The organism is Nocardioides alcanivorans (assembly GCF_021555175.1).
Lineage (GTDB): Bacteria > Actinomycetota > Actinomycetes > Propionibacteriales > Nocardioidaceae > Nocardioides > Nocardioides alcanivorans.
The window spans coordinates 116579-132638 of the sequence record NZ_JAKGRW010000009.1 but is presented as its reverse complement, the minus strand read 5'-3'; the positions used below and the strand labels follow the sequence as shown (position 1 = coordinate 132638).

Annotated in this window: 14 protein-coding genes and 2 pseudogenes; 2 read left to right on the top strand and 14 right to left on the bottom strand. The window is 67.5% G+C overall.

Annotated features, from left to right (window positions below):
• Window positions 1–35: 35 nt before the first annotated feature.
• The 13 genes and pseudogenes from L1066_RS05350 to L1066_RS05290 all read right to left on the bottom strand — a co-directional run bounded on the left by L1066_RS05350 (window position 36) and on the right by L1066_RS05290 (window position 13185).
• Window positions 36–1580 (bottom strand): class I adenylate-forming enzyme family protein, encoded by a 1545-nt coding sequence (locus tag L1066_RS05350; protein WP_235735323.1) that lies wholly within the window; start codon window positions 1578–1580, stop codon window positions 36–38.
• Window positions 1577–3103: a class I adenylate-forming enzyme family protein gene (locus L1066_RS05345; RefSeq protein ID WP_235735322.1), complete on the bottom strand. Its 1527-nt coding sequence runs from the start codon at window positions 3101–3103 to the stop codon at window positions 1577–1579. The genes L1066_RS05350 and L1066_RS05345 overlap by 4 nt, the downstream gene beginning before the upstream one ends.
• Complete coding sequence (locus L1066_RS05340; RefSeq protein ID WP_235735321.1) at window positions 3103–3606, bottom strand: VOC family protein; 504 nt, start codon at window positions 3604–3606, stop codon at window positions 3103–3105. Before L1066_RS05340 ends, L1066_RS05345 begins: the two co-directional genes overlap by 1 nt.
• A 38-nt stretch (window positions 3607–3644) precedes the next feature.
• Window positions 3645–4553: an SDR family NAD(P)-dependent oxidoreductase gene (locus tag L1066_RS05335; RefSeq protein ID WP_235735320.1), complete on the bottom strand. Its 909-nt coding sequence runs from the start codon at window positions 4551–4553 to the stop codon at window positions 3645–3647.
• The gene (locus L1066_RS05330; RefSeq protein WP_235735319.1) at window positions 4550–4975 is read right to left on the bottom strand and encodes a thiolase C-terminal domain-containing protein; all 426 of its coding nucleotides are present in this window, start codon (window positions 4973–4975) and stop codon (window positions 4550–4552) included. Before L1066_RS05330 ends, L1066_RS05335 begins: the two co-directional genes overlap by 4 nt.
• Window positions 4933–5745, bottom strand: coding sequence for a thiolase family protein (locus L1066_RS05325; protein WP_235735318.1), 813 nt, complete (start codon window positions 5743–5745; stop codon window positions 4933–4935). Before L1066_RS05325 ends, L1066_RS05330 begins: the two co-directional genes overlap by 43 nt.
• 4 nt (window positions 5746–5749) lie before the next feature.
• Entirely contained in the window at window positions 5750–7135 is a 1386-nt protein-coding gene (locus L1066_RS05320; RefSeq protein ID WP_235735317.1) for a hypothetical protein, read from the bottom strand.
• The gene (locus tag L1066_RS05315) at window positions 7128–8831 is read right to left on the bottom strand and encodes a dipeptide/oligopeptide/nickel ABC transporter permease/ATP-binding protein (RefSeq protein ID WP_235735316.1); all 1704 of its coding nucleotides are present in this window, start codon (window positions 8829–8831) and stop codon (window positions 7128–7130) included. The genes L1066_RS05320 and L1066_RS05315 overlap by 8 nt, the downstream gene beginning before the upstream one ends.
• A gap of 5 nt (window positions 8832–8836) precedes the next feature.
• Window positions 8837–9747 (bottom strand): annotated as a pseudogene (locus L1066_RS05310) (ABC transporter permease).
• Window positions 9744–10577: an ABC transporter ATP-binding protein gene (locus L1066_RS05305; RefSeq protein WP_235735315.1), complete on the bottom strand. Its 834-nt coding sequence runs from the start codon at window positions 10575–10577 to the stop codon at window positions 9744–9746. The pseudogene L1066_RS05310 and the gene L1066_RS05305 overlap by 4 nt, the downstream one beginning before the upstream one ends.
• A gap of 1 nt (window position 10578) precedes the next feature.
• Window positions 10579–12035: pseudogene (locus tag L1066_RS27515) on the bottom strand (ABC transporter substrate-binding protein).
• A 290-nt stretch (window positions 12036–12325) separates the two neighbouring features.
• Complete coding sequence (locus tag L1066_RS05295) at window positions 12326–13021, bottom strand: alpha/beta fold hydrolase (protein ID WP_235735314.1); 696 nt, start codon at window positions 13019–13021, stop codon at window positions 12326–12328.
• Complete coding sequence (locus tag L1066_RS05290) at window positions 13018–13185, bottom strand: alpha/beta fold hydrolase family protein (protein ID WP_235735313.1); 168 nt, start codon at window positions 13183–13185, stop codon at window positions 13018–13020. The genes L1066_RS05295 and L1066_RS05290 overlap by 4 nt, the downstream gene beginning before the upstream one ends.
• Before the next feature lie 71 nt (window positions 13186–13256).
• On the opposite strand from L1066_RS05290, the gene L1066_RS05285 reads away from it, so the two are divergent.
• Both L1066_RS05285 and L1066_RS05280 read left to right on the top strand, forming a co-directional pair.
• Window positions 13257–13988 carry an enoyl-CoA hydratase/isomerase family protein gene (locus tag L1066_RS05285; protein ID WP_235735312.1) on the top strand — a complete coding sequence of 244 codons (732 nt, stop codon included), beginning with the start codon at window positions 13257–13259 and terminating at the stop codon, window positions 13986–13988.
• Window positions 13985–15319, top strand: coding sequence for a flavin reductase (locus L1066_RS05280; RefSeq protein WP_235735311.1), 1335 nt, complete (start codon window positions 13985–13987; stop codon window positions 15317–15319). Before L1066_RS05285 ends, L1066_RS05280 begins: the two co-directional genes overlap by 4 nt.
• A gap of 70 nt (window positions 15320–15389) precedes the next feature.
• Here the strand turns inward: L1066_RS05280 and L1066_RS05275 are convergent, their stop codons facing one another.
• On the bottom strand, window positions 15390–16034 hold the full coding sequence (locus L1066_RS05275) for a TetR/AcrR family transcriptional regulator (RefSeq protein WP_235735310.1): 645 nt from the start codon (window positions 16032–16034) through the stop codon (window positions 15390–15392).
• Window positions 16035–16060: the final 26 nt, after the last annotated feature.

Here is a 16060-nt window from a genome sequence, read left to right as displayed (position 1 = left end):
CGGTCGACGAGGAACCGGCGACCGGAGCGAGTCAGCTACCCATGGGTCCAGGCAGGCGTGAGACCAGGCTGCATCGCGCGCAGCGTCCGCTTGAGGACCTTGCCCGACGGGTTCGTCGGGAACTCGTCGACGAGGTAGATCTCCTTCGGCTGCTTGTAGCCGCCGAGACGAGTGCGAGCATGCGATGCCAGGTCCTCGACCTTCAGCCCCGGGCGGGCCATGACGAACGCGACCGGCACCTCCACCCAGACCGGGTGGGGCGCCCCGACCACGGAGACCGCGAGCACCTCAGGATGCTCGGCCAACGCTGCCTCGATCTCGGCGCTGGCAATGTTCTCCCCGCCGCTGCGGATCATGTCCTTGAGCCGGTCCCGGATGAAGAGATGGCCGTCGGAGTCGAAACGTCCGATGTCACCGGTGTGGAACCAGCCGCCCCGGAAGGCGGTGGCGGTCGCCGCGTCGTCGTCGAGATATCCGGGGCTGACCTTCGGACCGCGGGCGACCACTTCCCCGTCCGTCCCGACCGGTACCTCGTTGTCGTCCTCATCGACGACCCGGACGTCCACCCACGGCACCGGCGTACCCACGGATCCCTGTTTGGACTCAATGTGCGCGGCGTCCATGTAGGTCAAGGCACTGCAGGTCTCGGTGAGCCCATAGCCCTCGATCAACCGAGCACTCGGGAAGAGACCACGCGCCACCAGGTGCAGCGGACGGGTCACCTGCGAATAGATGACCCACCGCACGCTGGTGAGCTCCGAGGCTGCCTCGTCCGCCTCCGCGGTACGCCTCAGCATGTCGAGCATGGTGGCCCCGAGCACCATGCCAGTGACCCGCTCCTCACCGATCACCCGGAGCACCGCGGCTGGGTCATAGCGCCGTTGCAGCACCATGCAGCCGCCTGCGTGCCAGACCGCGTAGCCCGGGATGTCGGTGCCACCCACGTGATAGAGCGGAGCGAAGTTGAGCAGCCGCTCCTGCGGGCTGAGGCCGAGTTCGACGACGTGCACGTGGATGTTGGCGTTCACGTTGCCGTGGGTGAGCTTGACGCCCTTGGGGAGCGACGTGGTGCCGGACGTGTAGACGATCCGTTGCAGGTCGTCCGGCCCCAGCTCGGCATCGGGAACCCGCTGTCCCTGCGCACCCTCGATCAGCTCGGGCACGGAGACCCAGCCGTCGATGGGCTCCAGCGCCAGACGAACGAGCGCAGGTGACACCAGGTCCACCGCCGTGCCCGTCGTCTCGGCGAACTCGGGCACGGTCGCCACCGCCTGCACGTCGGCACGTCCGATCAGTTGGACCAACTCACCGCTGGTCAGCCGGAAGTTGAGCGGCACCAGGACACCCCCGAGCTTGGCCAGCGCAAGGGCAAGGATCAGGTACTCCGGCACGTTGTTGGCAACCACGGCGATGCGGGATCCAGGCCCGAAGCCTCGCGCCTGCAACGACGACGCCAGCGCGTTGACGTCACGATCGAGGTCCCGGTGGGTCCAGCGTCGTCCTTCGAAGACGAGCGCCTCGGCATCGCCGAAGCGCCGCGCGTTGCTGAGCAGCATCCGGCTCAGATTGGCAGTACTCATCTCGCTGCACCTTCCTCTTCACGCAGCACTCGCTTGAGCACCTTGCCCGAGTCGTTGCGGGGCAGGGAGTCGGTGAGAACGAAGTCTCGCGGCACCTTGAACTTGGCGAGGTTGTCCCGGCAGTGCTCGCGCAACGTCTCCTCATCGAGATCCGTGCCGGCATGCGCGATCACGAAGGCCTTGGGGACCTCGTCCCACTTCACGTCGGACACGCCGATCACGGCGACCTCGGCGACGGCCGGGTGCGCGGCGAGGACCCGCTCGATCTCGGCGGTCGCGACGTTCTCGCCCCCGGACTTGATCAGGTCGGTCCGCCGGTCGACGAACCACAGGTAGCCGTCGGCATCGAGATGGCCGATGTCCCCGCTGAGGAACCAGCCGTCACGGCGGCTTCGTGCGGTGGTCTCCTCGTCGCGCCAGTAGCCGGCCGAGACCTTGGCCCCGCGAATGATGATCTCACCGTGTTCCCCGGAGGGGACCTCGTTGTGGTTGGTGTCCACGATCCGAATCTCCATGCCCGCGACCGGCTGGCCGAGCGAACCGACCTTCTCCATCTCGTGCGCGGCGTCCATGTAGCAACAGCCGTTGGTCAGCTCCGTCATCCCGTAGGTGTCGATGAGCCGAACCGTGGGCAGTGCCTCCTTGACCTGCAGCCGGACCGTCGGCGCCACCCCGGCGAACAGCAGGTATCTCAAACCGGCCAGGTCCTCCATCCGGTGGAGCTCCTGGATCCCGAAGAGGATCTGGGCAGCGAGCACCAACCCAGTGATCCGCTCCGACTTCACCACGGAGGCGATGTCATCGGGTTTGAACGTCGGGCACAGGACCATCGTGCCGCCGGCGACGAAGGTGGCCAGGCCGGGCGCCTCGAGTCCACTCACGTGGAACAGCGGCGCCGAGACCAGGATCCGGTCGGCCGCGGTCAGTTCCAGCTCCAGCACCTGGGCGTAGTGGTTGGCGGCGACATTGCCACACGTGTGCATCACGCCCTTGGGCCGCGACGTGGTGCCTGAGGTGTAGAGCAGTCGATGCAGGTCGTCCGGCGACTTCTCAGCGTCGGGTACCCGCACCTTGTCCGGCACACCGGCCAACAGGTCGTCCAACAGCGGCCCGGATGCGACCGACTGCTCCTGGTTGCCGATGACCAGGCGTACGTCGGTGGCGGCGACGATCGCCTCGGCGTCGGCGTGGAAGTCGTCGTCGACCAGCAGCACCTCGATGCCGGCCTGCTCGATGATCCACGACTGCTCGGTGGCGTGCAGTCGCCAGTTCAGCGGCACCGAGGCAGCGCCGAGGCGGCTGATCGCCAGCAACTCCAACACGTACGTCGCATGGTTGCGTGCCAAGATGCCGACCAGGTCGTCGGGCCCGATTCCCGCAGCCGCGAGGGCTGCGGCGTGTCGATCGACATCGGCGTCGAGCTCGGCATAGGTCCACCGGCGGTCACCGTCGACCAGCGCCTCGTGGTTGCCACGCCGGTTGGCCTGTCTCCGCAGGGCGAGGGTGAAGTTGGCGGTGGACATCAGGAACCGTTCCCTGCTTCTCGAGCGCGCAGGGCCAGGATCTCCTCCCTGGTCGGGAGCGAGACGAACTCGAGCAGGTTCCCGTCCAGGTCACGTGCAGCGAAGGCATGGATGAAGCCATAGTCCGGGAGCATCACCTCGTTGGGCGGCGTCAGGCACTCGCCACCGTGCTCGATGACCCGGTCATACACCTCGGAGAGCTCGTCGCGCGGCACCTCGAAGCTGAGCAGGAAGGTGCCGAGCTCGAGGTGACCGGCGCTGGCCGTACGCCGCTTGACCCCGTTCCACTCGATCAGTTCCAACTGGCCGACCTTGCTGGGCCCCTGGAGGTACTGCACCCTCCCGGTGGTGCCCGCAGGCAGGCCGAGCGAGGTCTCCACCTCGGGGCCGCCGACGTCGGTACGCAGGGTCTTCCTGTAGCCCAGCGCCTTCTCGTAGAACTCGGACGCCTTCTCCACGTCCGAGACGGTCATCGCCACGTGGTGCACTTCGCTGACTGGCATCTGTTGGTCCCTCCCGGGCTGGTTGATGTTGGCGGGCTTCAGCTGCCCTGGAGTGCTTCCAGGATCAGCGCGACTTCGTCGTCGCCGTCCTTGGGCACGACGAAGTCGTCGAGGTCGAGGATCTCCTCGAGCGCGTCGTGGACTGCCTCGGGCTCGACGGGCTCCCGACCGCCGTACCAGCCTCGCGTGGAGCCCACGAAGAGCCGGGCCACTCGGCCACCGCTCGCGGAGAGCACATGGTGAGTCAACTCGCACCGCTCGGACACGAGGTAGGTGGCGACGGCAGCGACGTGTCTCGGGTCGAAGTGTTCGGTGAGCTCACCGAGCAGGCCTTCGGTCATCCGGGTGGCTGCGGTCGGGGAGAGTGCGTTGGCCAGGATCCCGTGCCGGGCTCCCTCCACCGAGAGCACGTTCATCAGGCCGAGCAGCCCGGCCTTGCCGGCGGCATAGCTGGCCTGGCCGTAGTTGCCGAGCAGCCCCGAGGCCGACGTGGTGAGCAGGATCCGACCGTAGCGCTGCTCGATCATGTGCGGCCAGGCAGGACGGAGCACGTTGAACGCGCCGCGCAGGTGCACGTCGAGGACGGGGTCGATGTCGTCGCCGGTGACCTTGGCGAAGCTGCGGTCACGAAGGATTCCTGCGTTGTGGATCACCGCGTCGACCCGACCGAACGTATCGACGGCCCGGGCGACCACGGCCTCACCTCCCTCAGGGGCGGCGACCGATTCCGTGGAGGCGATGGCGGTACCGCCCGCCGCCTGGATCTCGTCCACCACGCTCTGGGCAGCGGCACCGTCCCCGCCGACACCGTTGACGGTGCCCCCGATGTCGTTGACCACGACGCTCGCACCACGCGACCCGAGCATCAGTGCGTGCGCGCGCCCGATGCCGTTGCCAGCACCGGTGACGATGACGGTGCGACCGGAGAAGTCGATCGGCGTGCTCATGCGGTGCTCTCTTCCGGCTCCTGGTCCAGCGCGTTGCCCAGCACCGCAACGAAGGCGACGCAGGATCCCGGCTGGCCGCCCAGATTCTGGGTCAGGGCAAGCTTGGCGTCAGGAACCTGACGCTCGCCGGCCTCGCCGCGCAGTTGCAGCCAAGCCTCGAACATCATCCGGAGGCCGGTGGCCCCGATCGGGTGGCCGAACGACTTCAGGCCGCCATCCGGGTTGACCGGAAGCGCACCGGAGAGTTCGTAGCGTCCATCGATCACGTCCTTCCATCCCTGGCCTCGCTCGGAGAAGCCGAGATCCTCCATCAGCACCAGTTCGGTGGGGGTGAAGCAGTCGTGCACCTCGGCCAGGTCGATCTGGGTCGCCGGATCGGTCACACCGGCTTGTTCATAGGCGACGCGGGCGGCCTCGACCACCTCAGGGAAGGTGGAGAAGTCGTAGCCATCCGTGGCCAAGCCCTCCCCGATCCGGAGACGAAGCCCATGCCACGCAGGAAGATCGGCTTGTCCGTGTACTGGTAGGCGTCCTCGGCCCGGACCAGGATCGCGGTGGCCGCACCGTCGGAGACACCGGAGCAGTCCATCACGCCGAGCATCCCGGCGATCCGCGGAGCCCTTTCGACGACATCGGCACTGACCGGCTTGCGGAACTGGGCCCGCTCATTGAGGGCGCCGTTGGCATGGTTCTTCACGGCGATCGCGGTGAGCACCTGCCGCAGGGACTGGTCATCGACCCCGTGCGCGCCCTGATAGGCAGGCGCAAGCAGCGAGAAGCCAGCCGGCGCGGTCCAGTCCACGTCGGAACCGTCCGCCGGCGGCCAGACTGCAGTCAGGCCGGAGACGTTCGCGTCCTTGAGCTTCTCCACCCCGGCGGCCATGACCATGTCATAGGCGCCGGAAGCGACGGCGTACGCCGCGTTGCGGAAGGCTTCTGAACCCGTGGCGCAGTAGTTCTCCACCCGGGTCACCGGCTTGCCGCTCATGCGCAGTGGCTTGGAGAGGGTCTGCCCACTCATCCCAGAACCTTGGGTGCCGACCCAGAAGGCGTCGACATCGGCGAGGCTGAGACCCTCGATGCTCGCGACTGCTTCGTTGACGGCGTCGACGACGAGGTCGTCGGCGGAGCTGTTCCAGTGATCGCGGAACGGCGTGCAGCCCATCGCGACGATGGCCACGTCGTGGATCATGCGGTTAGTCGACATCGGATCCCTCCACGGGTCGCAGCTTCCAGAAGTAGTTGTGAATGCCATCGGTGGTCCACATCCTGCGGAAGACCGGACGCATTCGGGAGCCGACGATGACGTCGTCGGCCGCCACGTCGGTGGCATAGCCACTCAGACGGCCACCCCCGTCGAAGTCGGCGACGATGACGGCGACGGCGGGGACCGGCATGGTGGTGAGCAGGTCCTGGGTGACGCTGACGACGGTGGCATCGCTCGCGTGCAGCAACTCGGGCTTGCCACCCTGGGTCGAGCCACAGCCGGCGCAGGCCTTTCCGGGTGGCGCGGTGACCGCGGAGCACTCGGGGCAGCGCACTGCCTCGAGGCGGTACTTCCAGCTACGGCGTCGGTGCATCGGCGGTGCCGCCGGAGGGGCTGATGCGGGGCGCGCCGGTCCCTGCACGTCGAGCAAGCCGCGCCAACGCAGGTAGTCGGCATAGGCAACCGGGGTACGCCGTGCCACGAGATCGGCGACCGGACGGCCGCGCCGGGCAGCGCGCACCCCATCGCCCACACGGAGCAGCCAGGCGTCGGCACCATCGGCGGCGGAGACCAGGAGGATGGTCTGACCGGGCTCGGCGCGGTCCAACGCGTCGGCCAGGAGCAGGCCCGGGTGCGCCGCACCGGTGAAGCCGACAGCGGCCTCGAGGGCAGCATCGGATCCGTCGGAACCCAACGCCTTGCGCAGCGCGGCGGCCGCACGTGGGTTGGTGGAGCTGACCACGACCACGTCGGCACTCTCCACGCCGGCCTCGACCAGAGCGGAGCTGACCGCGCCGGTGGCGGCCTCGACGAGGATCTCGGCGGTGAACCGCTCGTCCCAGGTCCGGTCGGTCACCTCTCCGGGGAGGCGCCAGCGGTCGAGGATCTCCACTGTGCGAGCACCACGACCTTGCACCTCGGCGGCATCGGCCGGCCCACCGATGAAGGCGACGGCGGCGTCGCCCTGGCCCAGCTCGTCAGGTGCGCCGGGCCGGGTGATGCGGATGTCGGCGGTGACCGCGAGCGAGGCGGAGTCGATCGCGAGGTCGAGGGCAGTGAATCCGGCCCTGTGCCCGGTCAGGTCCACCGCCGGAACGGACTCGCCCAGACCGAGGGCCTCGTGGACGACGGTGGCGGCGGTGCGGGCGACGTACGGCGCGGACGTGGTGGCCAGCAGCAGGCGGCGGGCTGACTCGGTGGCCTCACCGAGCATGCCGGCAACCTCGACCGACATGGTCAGCGCGTCCTCGTCGTGGTTGGCCACGCTCCGGGAGCGTCGACCGCCGGGGGCGGGGCCAGGACCGAGCCGGGTGTCGTTGAGCAGGTGGATCGGCAGGTAGGCGGCATACGCCGAGATGCCGAGACGTTCAGGCATGAGTTGCTGTGGCTCCGTTCCATTGGGGCACCGCGGCGAGGAGCCGCTTGGTGTAGTCGACCTCCGGCTGGTGCAGCACGGTGTCGACGGGGCCGATCTCAACGATCTCGCCCTTGTACATGACGGCGATCCGGTCACACAGGTCGCTGGCGAGCATCAGGTCGTGCGTGACGAAGAGCAGTCCGACGCCGAGGTCGGCTGCAAGGCCGCGCAGCAGGACGACCACTTCGGCCTGGGTGGTGACGTCAAGAGCCGTGGTGCATTCGTCGGCGACGACCAGGGCAGGTTCGGTGACCACGGCCAAGCCGATGGCGACGCGCTGACGCAGTCCGCCGGACAGCTGGTGGGGATAGCTGTCCAGGACCCGAGCGGTGTCGGCGATACGCATCCGTTCCAGCACGCGCGCGGACCGCTCGGCGATCTCGTCCTTGCCTATTCCCGGCACGTGGCGGCGCAGCACCTCCGCCAACTGGTTGCGCACGGTGAAGAGCGGGTTGAGCGAACGTGACGCGTCCTGGAAGACCATCCCGACGTGTTGGCCGCGGATCGAGGTGGTCCGGTCGACGTTCGGGGCCACGATCTCCTCACCACGCAGGGCGATGGAGCCGCCGGCGACGGACACGTTGTTCTCCAGCAGACCCAGCACCGAACGAGCCAGGGTCGTCTTGCCGCTGCCGGACTCGCCGACCACCCCGACCACCTCCCCGGGGCGATCGAGAGGCTGACGTCGTTGAGCAGGGTCAGGTTCCAGTCCATCACGGCGGCGGTGATGGTCAGGCCGTTGACCTCGAGAAGCGGTTCGGTGGCGTTCATCGCTTCCTCTTCCGGGGATCGTTGTGGGTGAGCAGCGCGTCACCGAGGAGGTTGACCAGGAGCACAACGACGGTGATCGCCATGCCGGGGAAGGCAGCCACCCACCAGGCATTGGAGAGGACGTCCTGTCCGGCGGACAGCATCGCTCCCCAGCTGATGTCGGGGGAAGGACACCCATGCCGAGGAAGCTGAGCGCAGACTCCACGAGGATCGCCGTACCCACCTGCAACGAGCCCAGGGCAACGACGGTGCCCATCAGGTTGGGGATGATGTGGCGGACGACGATCCGCGGCTCGGAGGCACCCGCGGCCCGCAGACCCATCACGAACTGCCGTTCGCGGACCTCCATCGCAGCTGAACGGGTGACCCTGGCGCACGGGGCCCAGCCGGTGAGGGCCAGGACCAGGAAGAGCACCGGCAGCGAACTGCCCCGGTTGGCGATGATCGCGAGAGCGATCAGGATGAAGGGCAGGGCAAGTTGGGCATCGATGAGGCGGGAGACCACGACGTCGACCCAGCCCCGGTAGTAGCCGGCGACGACCCCGATCAGGGTGCCGGGGCCGATCGCGACGAGCGCACCGATGACGCCGATGAAGAGGGTCAGCCGGCCGCCGGCGACCATCTGGCTGAGGATGTCCTGGCCCAGCCGCCCGGTGCCGAGCGGGTGGTCCCAGCTGCCGCCGGCCATCCAGGCCGGTGGAGACAGCGTGTTGTCGAGATCCTGGGCGTTGGGGTCGGGCAGGAGCCCGGTCATCGGCAGGACCACGACGGCGACCGCGATGGCGAGCAGGGGCAACGAGAGCCAGAAGGCGGACGTGCGGCGGCCCTTGCTTCGGCGGCGGGGCGTGGCGACTTCGTCGAGCGCGACGACTGCTTCCGTCACGACGCTCACCTCACTCTCGGGTCGATGACGGCATGGAGCACATCGACCAGTTGGTTGAGCAGGACGAAGGAGACGGCGCCGAACACGACGATCGCCTGGACCAGCGGGAAGTCACGGAACTGGATCGCCTGGAGGGCGAGTTGGCCCAGTCCCGGCCAGGCGTAGACGTATTCGACGGCGACGGCGCCGGACAGCAGCGTGCCGGCCTGGAGGACGACGATGGTGAGCACGGGCAGCGAGGAGTTCTTGAAGGCGTGCTTCCACACCACGCTGCGGGTACTCAGGCCGCGGGCGCGTGCCGCGTCGATGTAGGGCTCACGGAGCACGTCGCTCATCGTGGCCCGGGTGAGTCGCGCGACGTGTGCCATGGGATAGAGCGCCATGGTGAACGCCGGCAACACCAGGTGCTGGAGGCTGCCCGACTGGCCAGCGGGGAGCATCCCCACTGGACCGCGAAGAGCAGCACCAGCATCATCCCGAGCCAGAAGACGGGGATCGACTGGCCCACCAGGGCCAGGGCGGACGCCATCCGGTCCCACCAGCTTCCCTCGCGGGTGGCGGCCAGGACCCCGAGGGGTACGCCGACCACGACGGCGATGAGCATGCCGGCACCGACGAGCTGCAGGGTGAAGGGGAGCCGGTCGAGGATCATGGTCAGATTGGGTTGGTAGAACTGCAGTGAGTTGCCCAGGTCGCCGGTGAACACCCCGCGCAGATAGTCGAAGTACTGGGCGAGCAGTGGCTGGTCGAGACCGAGCTCGGCGCGCAGCTCCGCGCGCTGGTCCTGGGTGGCCATGGGGCCGAGGATGGTTGCCGTCGGATCACCGGACAGGCGCCCCAGGGCGAAGGCGATGCTGATCGCGATCAACAAGGTGACGAGGACCGCGACCACCCGGACGAGAATGCGGCGGATCATTGCTTCTCCCTCCATCGGGCTCCCGGCATCGCGTCCAGCAGCTTGCGGGTGTAGTCGTGTCGGGGCGCGCTCAAGACGCTTGCTGTCGGACCCGCCTCGACCACTTCACCGTGGAGCATCACCATGACGTGGCTGCACAGGTTCTGCACGACGGCGAGGTCGTGACTGATGAAGAGCATGGACGCACCGCTGTCGGCGAGCGACTCACGCAGCAGGTCGAGGACGTCGGCCTGGACGGAGACGTCGAGACCAGACGTGGGTTCGTCGGCCACGATCAGGCGAGGCCGCATCAGCAGGGCACGAGCGATGCAGACACGTTGTGCCTGTCCCCCACTGAGCTGGTGTGGATAGCGGTTGAGCATCTCGGGTCCCAGGCGCACCTTCTCCAGAAGGGCCGTGTCGCTGATCCAGGAGGTGCGCTTGGGCTGCAACTTGCGCAGCTCGCGGAATCCTGACCGCACCGATTGACGCGGGTCCAACGAGCCGTGGGGATCCTGGAAGACGACTTGGACCTCGGGGCGCAGGGCCCGCAATTGTCGCTTGCCCAGCGTGTCCAGGTCTCGGCCGAGGAGTTCGATCCTCCCCGACGTGCGGGGGCCCAGGCCGGTGGCGGCCATGGCCAGCGTGGTCTTGCCCGAGCCCGACTCCCCGACCACGCCGAGGGTGTCGCCCGGCTGCATGGTCAAGGAGACGCCGCCGACTGCCCGGAAGAGATCCCGGGTCTTCTCACGCCGGTGCTCGACGACGAGATCGGTGATGCTCAGCACCGGCCATGTCGGCGTGGAGGAGTCCACACCGACATGGCTGGTCTCAGGAGAGGTGCTGGTCATGTCAGTCGACAGTCACGCCAGTGAAGTCAGTGGCGTTGATCGGGTTGTAGACCAGGCCGGAGACGTTGTCGGCCGTGGCGATCGCGTACACCTGACGATAGAGAGGGATGTAGCAGTTCCTCTCCACGACCGCGATGCGGTTGATCTCGTCGAACACCGATTCCGCAGCCTCCCGGTCCGGGGCAGTGACGGCCTCGTCGGCCATCGCGTCGAGTTCCGGCGACCCACAGTTCTTGGTGATGGAGGCGGAGCGAACGAAGCCGTTGACGAAGAACGACGGCACCGCGACGTTCGGGACCGCGGCGAAGATGTAGAGACCGTCCAGCTCGCCGCCTCCGACCTGGGTGACCAGGCTGCCGTAGTCGATCGGGTTGTACTTGACCGTGAACCCGACGGCCTCCAGCTGGCCACCGACGGCCTGCGCAACCTCTTCGATGTTGACGTACTGCCCAGCGGGGTAGGTGAGCCTGATCTTCACCGAACGTCCGGCCATCAGGTCCTTCGCCTTGTCCACGTCCTGGGTGACGACATCGTCGGGTTGTTCACCAGGCTTGACGTTGAGCAGGCCGCCGTCGGACGCCGCAGCACCATTGAAGATGCCGTTGACGATCTGATCGCGGTCGACCGCCAGGGCCGCCGCCTTCGCGACGTCGGGATCGTCGAAGGGAGCCTTGTCGGTCTGCAGGAACCCGACGATCTTCATGGCGGACTCCGTTGCTATCACCTCGAGTCCGGCCTTCTTCGCTTCTTCCTGCTGGGTGGGGGCAGGTCATAGACGACGTCGGCACTGCCGCTGCGCAGCAGGGCCAGGCGCTGAGACGCCTCGGAGGACCAGCTGTAGACGATCTTCTCCGTCTCGGCTGCGTCACCCCAGTAGTCGCCGTTGCGAACCACCGTCATGTCGCGGCCCGCGCGCTGTCCCTCGAAGAGGTAGGGCCCGGTGCCGATCGGTGCAGCGGAGAAGCCCTCCGGTCCCTGCTCCTCGTAGTACTTCGGCGGGATCATGTAGATCGTGCCGAGATTGTTGACCAGGTCGTACTGCGGTGCCTTGGTCTTGATCACGAGCGTCGTCGGGTCCGGTGCCTCGAACGACTCGGCGTTCGTCCAGAACGACTTGAGGATCGAGGTCGGTTCGTCGCGGACCTTGGTCAACGCGAAGACGGCTGCTTCGGCGTCGGCGGGCTCGCCGTTGCTGAAGGTGACCCCGTCGCGCAGGGTCAACGACCAGGTGGTGTCGTCAGTGCGTTCCCAGTCGGTGACCAAACCGTCCTTGGTGGGCTCGAGATCGAGGTCAGTGTGAACCAGCGGTTCGATGACCGTGTCCCAGACGACTTGGCCGGAGCGAGCGCCGGCGATCGGGTCCAGGGTGGTGGGTTGGGCGGCCAGGACGACCCGGAGGGTGTCGGAGCTGCTCGTGGCGGAGCTGTCGCTCCCACATGCCGCGAGACCGGGCAGCATCAGCCCGGCCACGGCGAGGACGGTCGCCGAACGACGCATCCCCTTGCCCTTGCGATTGAACATGGTCCCTCATCTTTCCTGCGGAGTGTCGAGCTCTGGGGCATGACTGGGATTGAAGGTTTCCGAGACGACGATTCATAAAGTACCGACCAGCCGGTATCAAGTCAACAGAGAAATGAGACCGCTGTCACATGAGCACTCGCAGCTCACGATTTCGCGTCCCGACGGCCTCGCCGGACGGGCCGGTCGCGGTCAGCACCGCGTCGAGGTTCGTCGGCGACAGTGCGGCATCACGCGCGTTCGTCGAGCCACCGCGAGACGACGGCCACGAACTCCTCGTTCTCCTCGACGTAGGGAAAGTGACCGGAGTCCGCGAACTCGTGGTAGGCGGAGCCGGGGATCAGCCCATGGGTACGACGTGCCCCGACCGCCACCGGGAAGGTCCAGTCGCGCGCCGCCCCGAGAACGAGGGTCGGCGTGTCCGCGATCTCCCCGATTCGACCGGAGAGATCGGAGTTCTCCCAGACTCGCAAGGTGGCATTGAAGGCAGCCGCGCTGCCCCCACTGGGCATCGGCACGTCGCGACCGAGGAAGTCGGGGTCCGCGAAGTACGCCGACCGCACCTGCGCGGTGATCTGGTCGAACTCGGCGTCGCTCGCCTTGGGGACCATCAGATGGTCCCGGATCGTCTCGAACTGCTCGTCACTGTGACTGGCGATGCGGGCCTGTCTCATCGACTCGTCCATGTGGTCCAGGATCGACGTCGAGCACGAGATGACGAGGGCATCGAGGTCGTCGGGATGGTCGATCGCGTAGGACTGCACGACGTACCCACCGAAGGAGTGGCCGAACACGCTCCACGTGTCCACGCCGAGAGCGAGGCGGAGCTCGTGAAGGGCATCGGAGAGCCGATCCACACTCGCCCACTGCTCATAGTCGACTGGGGTGTCGCTGCCACCATTGCCGGGCAGGTCGACGTAGATCACGGTCCGCCGGGTGCCGAGGGGTCGAGCCAGGGCCGGAAGCCCTGGTGTCCGTAACCCATGCCTCCGTGCACGACGAGCAAGGGCGCTCCTGCACCGACGACCTCGCAGTGCAGTCGATATCCGTCGACCCCCACCTTGCGCGGGCCATTCTCCAACTGGACCATTTCGACACCTTTCCGGGCTGGCTGCAGATATCCGGTTTACATTCATACCGACTGGTACGTATGATCTCACCATGTCTACCACCTTGTCACGTGATCGCGGCGCTCGGATCGCCGTCGTCCGCTATGACAACTCCGCGCAGGGCAACAGCTTCGGGCTCGACCAACTCACCGAACTCGTCACCGTGCTCGAGGAAGCAGCCGCCCATCCCCACTGCTCGGTGATCCGGCTCGAGATGGCCGGACGCCACTTCTGCGGCGGTTGGGACACCCGCTCGTTCCCCGATCTGGCCGCCAGCGGCCGCGACGCCGTCAGCGCGGGCCTGCGCGAGAGCGACGAAGCCCTGGCCAGGATCCGCGACCTGCCCGTCCCGGTCGTGGCTGGAGTCCGCGGCAAGGTGATCGGCTTCGGCGTCGGCCTGCTCAGCGCCCTGCACATGAGCCTTGCGGCGGACGACGTCCAGCTCTCACTGCCGGAGGTCGGCTTCGGCTTCGCGCCGGCCGGGGTCGGGCACACCATCGCGCAGCGCCTGCCGCGGCCCCAGGCCTACGCACTGCTCACCCATGGCAGTGCCGACGCACCGCAACTCGCCAGGTGGGGGTTGGTCTCCCGGGTCGTCGCAGCAGATGAGCTGGATGAGCAGGTCACTGCCCTGGTCGACACGCTCGCCTCGATCCCTGCCGGAGCCCTGCGTGCCCTGGTCGAGGTGGTGGAGTCGAGCCGAACGACCGGCCGACCAGACCAGGCGTATGAGATCTCGGCCTGGACGGTGGTCGCCGCCCTGGCCCAGGGAGGCGACCGATGAACCGCTTGACCACACACTTCGCACCGGGCGAGCCGGCGTGGGTGGAATTGTGCACGGCCCGGCCCGATCAGGCCGAGGCATTCTTCCGGGACCTGATGGGCTGGACCGTACGTCGCGAACAGCTCGGCCAGGGCAGCTACCGGATCTGCGAAGCGGACGGCCACGACGTGGCAGGCATCATCGACGCCGCTCTGCTGCACTCAGGACGTCGGCACGGCTGGATCACCTACTTCGCCGTGGACGAGATGGAGTCGGCCATCTCCCGAGCCATCTCCTTGGGCGCAACGGTCCTGCTGGAACCGCGACACCTGCCGGCAGCCGGCACCGGAGCCACCATCGTGGACCCGCATGGCGCCGTACTGGGGCTCTATGAGGCAGGCGCTCGGGCCGGGGTGGAGACCCTGAACTCGATCGGTTCCCTGTGCTGGAACGAGATCTCCACGGGTGACCCCGCAGGGACTGCCGCCTTCTACGGCGCGCTCTTCGGATTCACCACCGACCAGCTCCGCTCCACGATGGGCCAGCCCTATTCCGTGCTCAAGCTGGAGGGGCGTCCGGTGGCTGGCCTGCTGGCTCTGGAGAGCAGTTGGCCCAACGAGATCCCTGCCCGCTGGGTCCCCTACTTCAACGTCGCCGCACTCGACGACTCGATCGAGCAAGTGGTCAACCTGGGCGGCGCCTCAGTGCTGGGGCCGGTGTCGAGTCCCAACGGGCCGCTCCACGTCGTGCATGACTCGGAGGAGAATCCGCTCTATCTGATCGAGCTGGAGTCCTCCCTGCGCACCCCTCGTCCGCATCGTCTCGTCAGGCAGGACTCCATGGCTGAGCCACGCACCACGCCCCTCTTCGACTCGCGCGAGTTCCGTGACGCCTGCGGGCAGTTCCCGACCGGCGTCACGGCCGTCACGGCCGTCACGGCCGACGGCCGACTGGCCGCCTTGACGGTCAACTCGTTCACGTCGGTCTCGCTCGACCCACCCCAGGTGCTGTTCTGCTTGGCCACGTCGTCGTCGAGCTTCTCCGTGCTCGAGGTGGCGCAGCGGATCTCGGTCCACATCCTGCGCGAGGACCAAGAGGATCTGGCCCGTCGTTTCGCCACGTCAGGACTGAGCGGCGAAGCCAAGCTGGAGGGTGTCGAGTGGGCATCGGGCCCAGACGGCGTGCCGATCATCGAGAACACCGCGGCCACTCTCGTCGGGCACCCGGGGCAGCTGATCACGAGTGGTGACCACGTCATCATCCTCGTTGACGTCGACGAGGTGCACCACAAGCCCTCGCAACTGACTGCCCTGGGTTTCCACCGGGGCCGGTTCCTGATCCCGGGCTCCTGACACGGCGACCGGGGGCGGCGACCGGCCCGGCCACGCGACACACGCGTCGGACCGGTTCGGTCGCCGCGACCTACTTGCTCGGGAAGGCGGCCCGGTCCACAGCCAGCCCGTCGAGGACCATCGCGGAGAACTGGTCGGCCACGTCCTGGATCTTCATGCTTCCACCAGGGCGGAACCACTGGAAGGCCCAGGCACACATGCCGAGGATGCCGAAGGTGACCAGACGCGGGCTGGCGTCCGCCCTGAGTTGACCGGCATCGATGGCGGCTTGCACCGTGTCCCGGAAGAGCAGGTCGACCCGGTCCCGCTTGGCAGTGACGTCAGCCAGCCGCTCACCGGTCAGGTTGCGCCGCTCCTGCTGGAAGATCGCGACGTGTGGCCGGTGCTCGGCGACTCCCTCGAGGCTGAGCAGGATCAGGGAGCGAATCTTCTGGATCGGATCTCGGCCGCTCTCGGCGATCGCCACGGCTGCCTCCCACTGGGAGGCGAGGTATTCGTCCTGGATCTGCCAGAGAAGGTCTTCCTTGCTCTGGAAGTGGTGATAGAAGGCCCCCTTGGTGAGCCCCGCTTCGGAGACGATCTGCTGCAGGGACGTCCGATCGAAGCCTTGCTCCTCGAAGAGACGCAGAGCGCTGTCGACCAGTTGGCTCCGGGTCCGTCCTGGGTCATAGCCGTCGGGCCACCGGCGTCGACCGGACTTCTTCTCCTCTGACATCACTCTTCCCCGTTTCGACGAATCGC

What these genes read in the sequence shown, in the direction of transcription:
- L1066_RS05350 (WP_235735323.1), bottom strand. Translation starts at nt 1,580, where the DNA reads ATGAGTACTGCCAATCTGAGCCGGATGCTGCTCAGCAACGCGCGGCGC.
- L1066_RS05345 (WP_235735322.1), bottom strand. Translation starts at nt 3,103, where the DNA reads ATGTCCACCGCCAACTTCACCCTCGCCCTGCGGAGACAGGCCAACCGG.
- L1066_RS05340 (WP_235735321.1), bottom strand. Translation starts at nt 3,606, where the DNA reads ATGCCAGTCAGCGAAGTGCACCACGTGGCGATGACCGTCTCGGACGTG.
- L1066_RS05335 (WP_235735320.1), bottom strand. Translation starts at nt 4,553, where the DNA reads ATGAGCACGCCGATCGACTTCTCCGGTCGCACCGTCATCGTCACCGGT.
- L1066_RS05325 (WP_235735318.1), bottom strand. Translation starts at nt 5,745, where the DNA reads ATGATCCACGACGTGGCCATCGTCGCGATGGGCTGCACGCCGTTCCGC.
- L1066_RS05320 (WP_235735317.1), bottom strand. Translation starts at nt 7,135, where the DNA reads ATGCCTGAACGTCTCGGCATCTCGGCGTATGCCGCCTACCTGCCGATC.
- L1066_RS05305 (WP_235735315.1), bottom strand. Translation starts at nt 10,577, where the DNA reads ATGACCAGCACCTCTCCTGAGACCAGCCATGTCGGTGTGGACTCCTCC.
- L1066_RS05290 (WP_235735313.1), bottom strand. Translation starts at nt 13,185, where the DNA reads ATGGTCCAGTTGGAGAATGGCCCGCGCAAGGTGGGGGTCGACGGATAT.
- L1066_RS05285 (WP_235735312.1), top strand. Translation starts at nt 13,257, where the DNA reads ATGTCTACCACCTTGTCACGTGATCGCGGCGCTCGGATCGCCGTCGTC.
- L1066_RS05280 (WP_235735311.1), top strand. Translation starts at nt 13,985, where the DNA reads ATGAACCGCTTGACCACACACTTCGCACCGGGCGAGCCGGCGTGGGTG.
- L1066_RS05275 (WP_235735310.1), bottom strand. Translation starts at nt 16,034, where the DNA reads ATGTCAGAGGAGAAGAAGTCCGGTCGACGCCGGTGGCCCGACGGCTAT.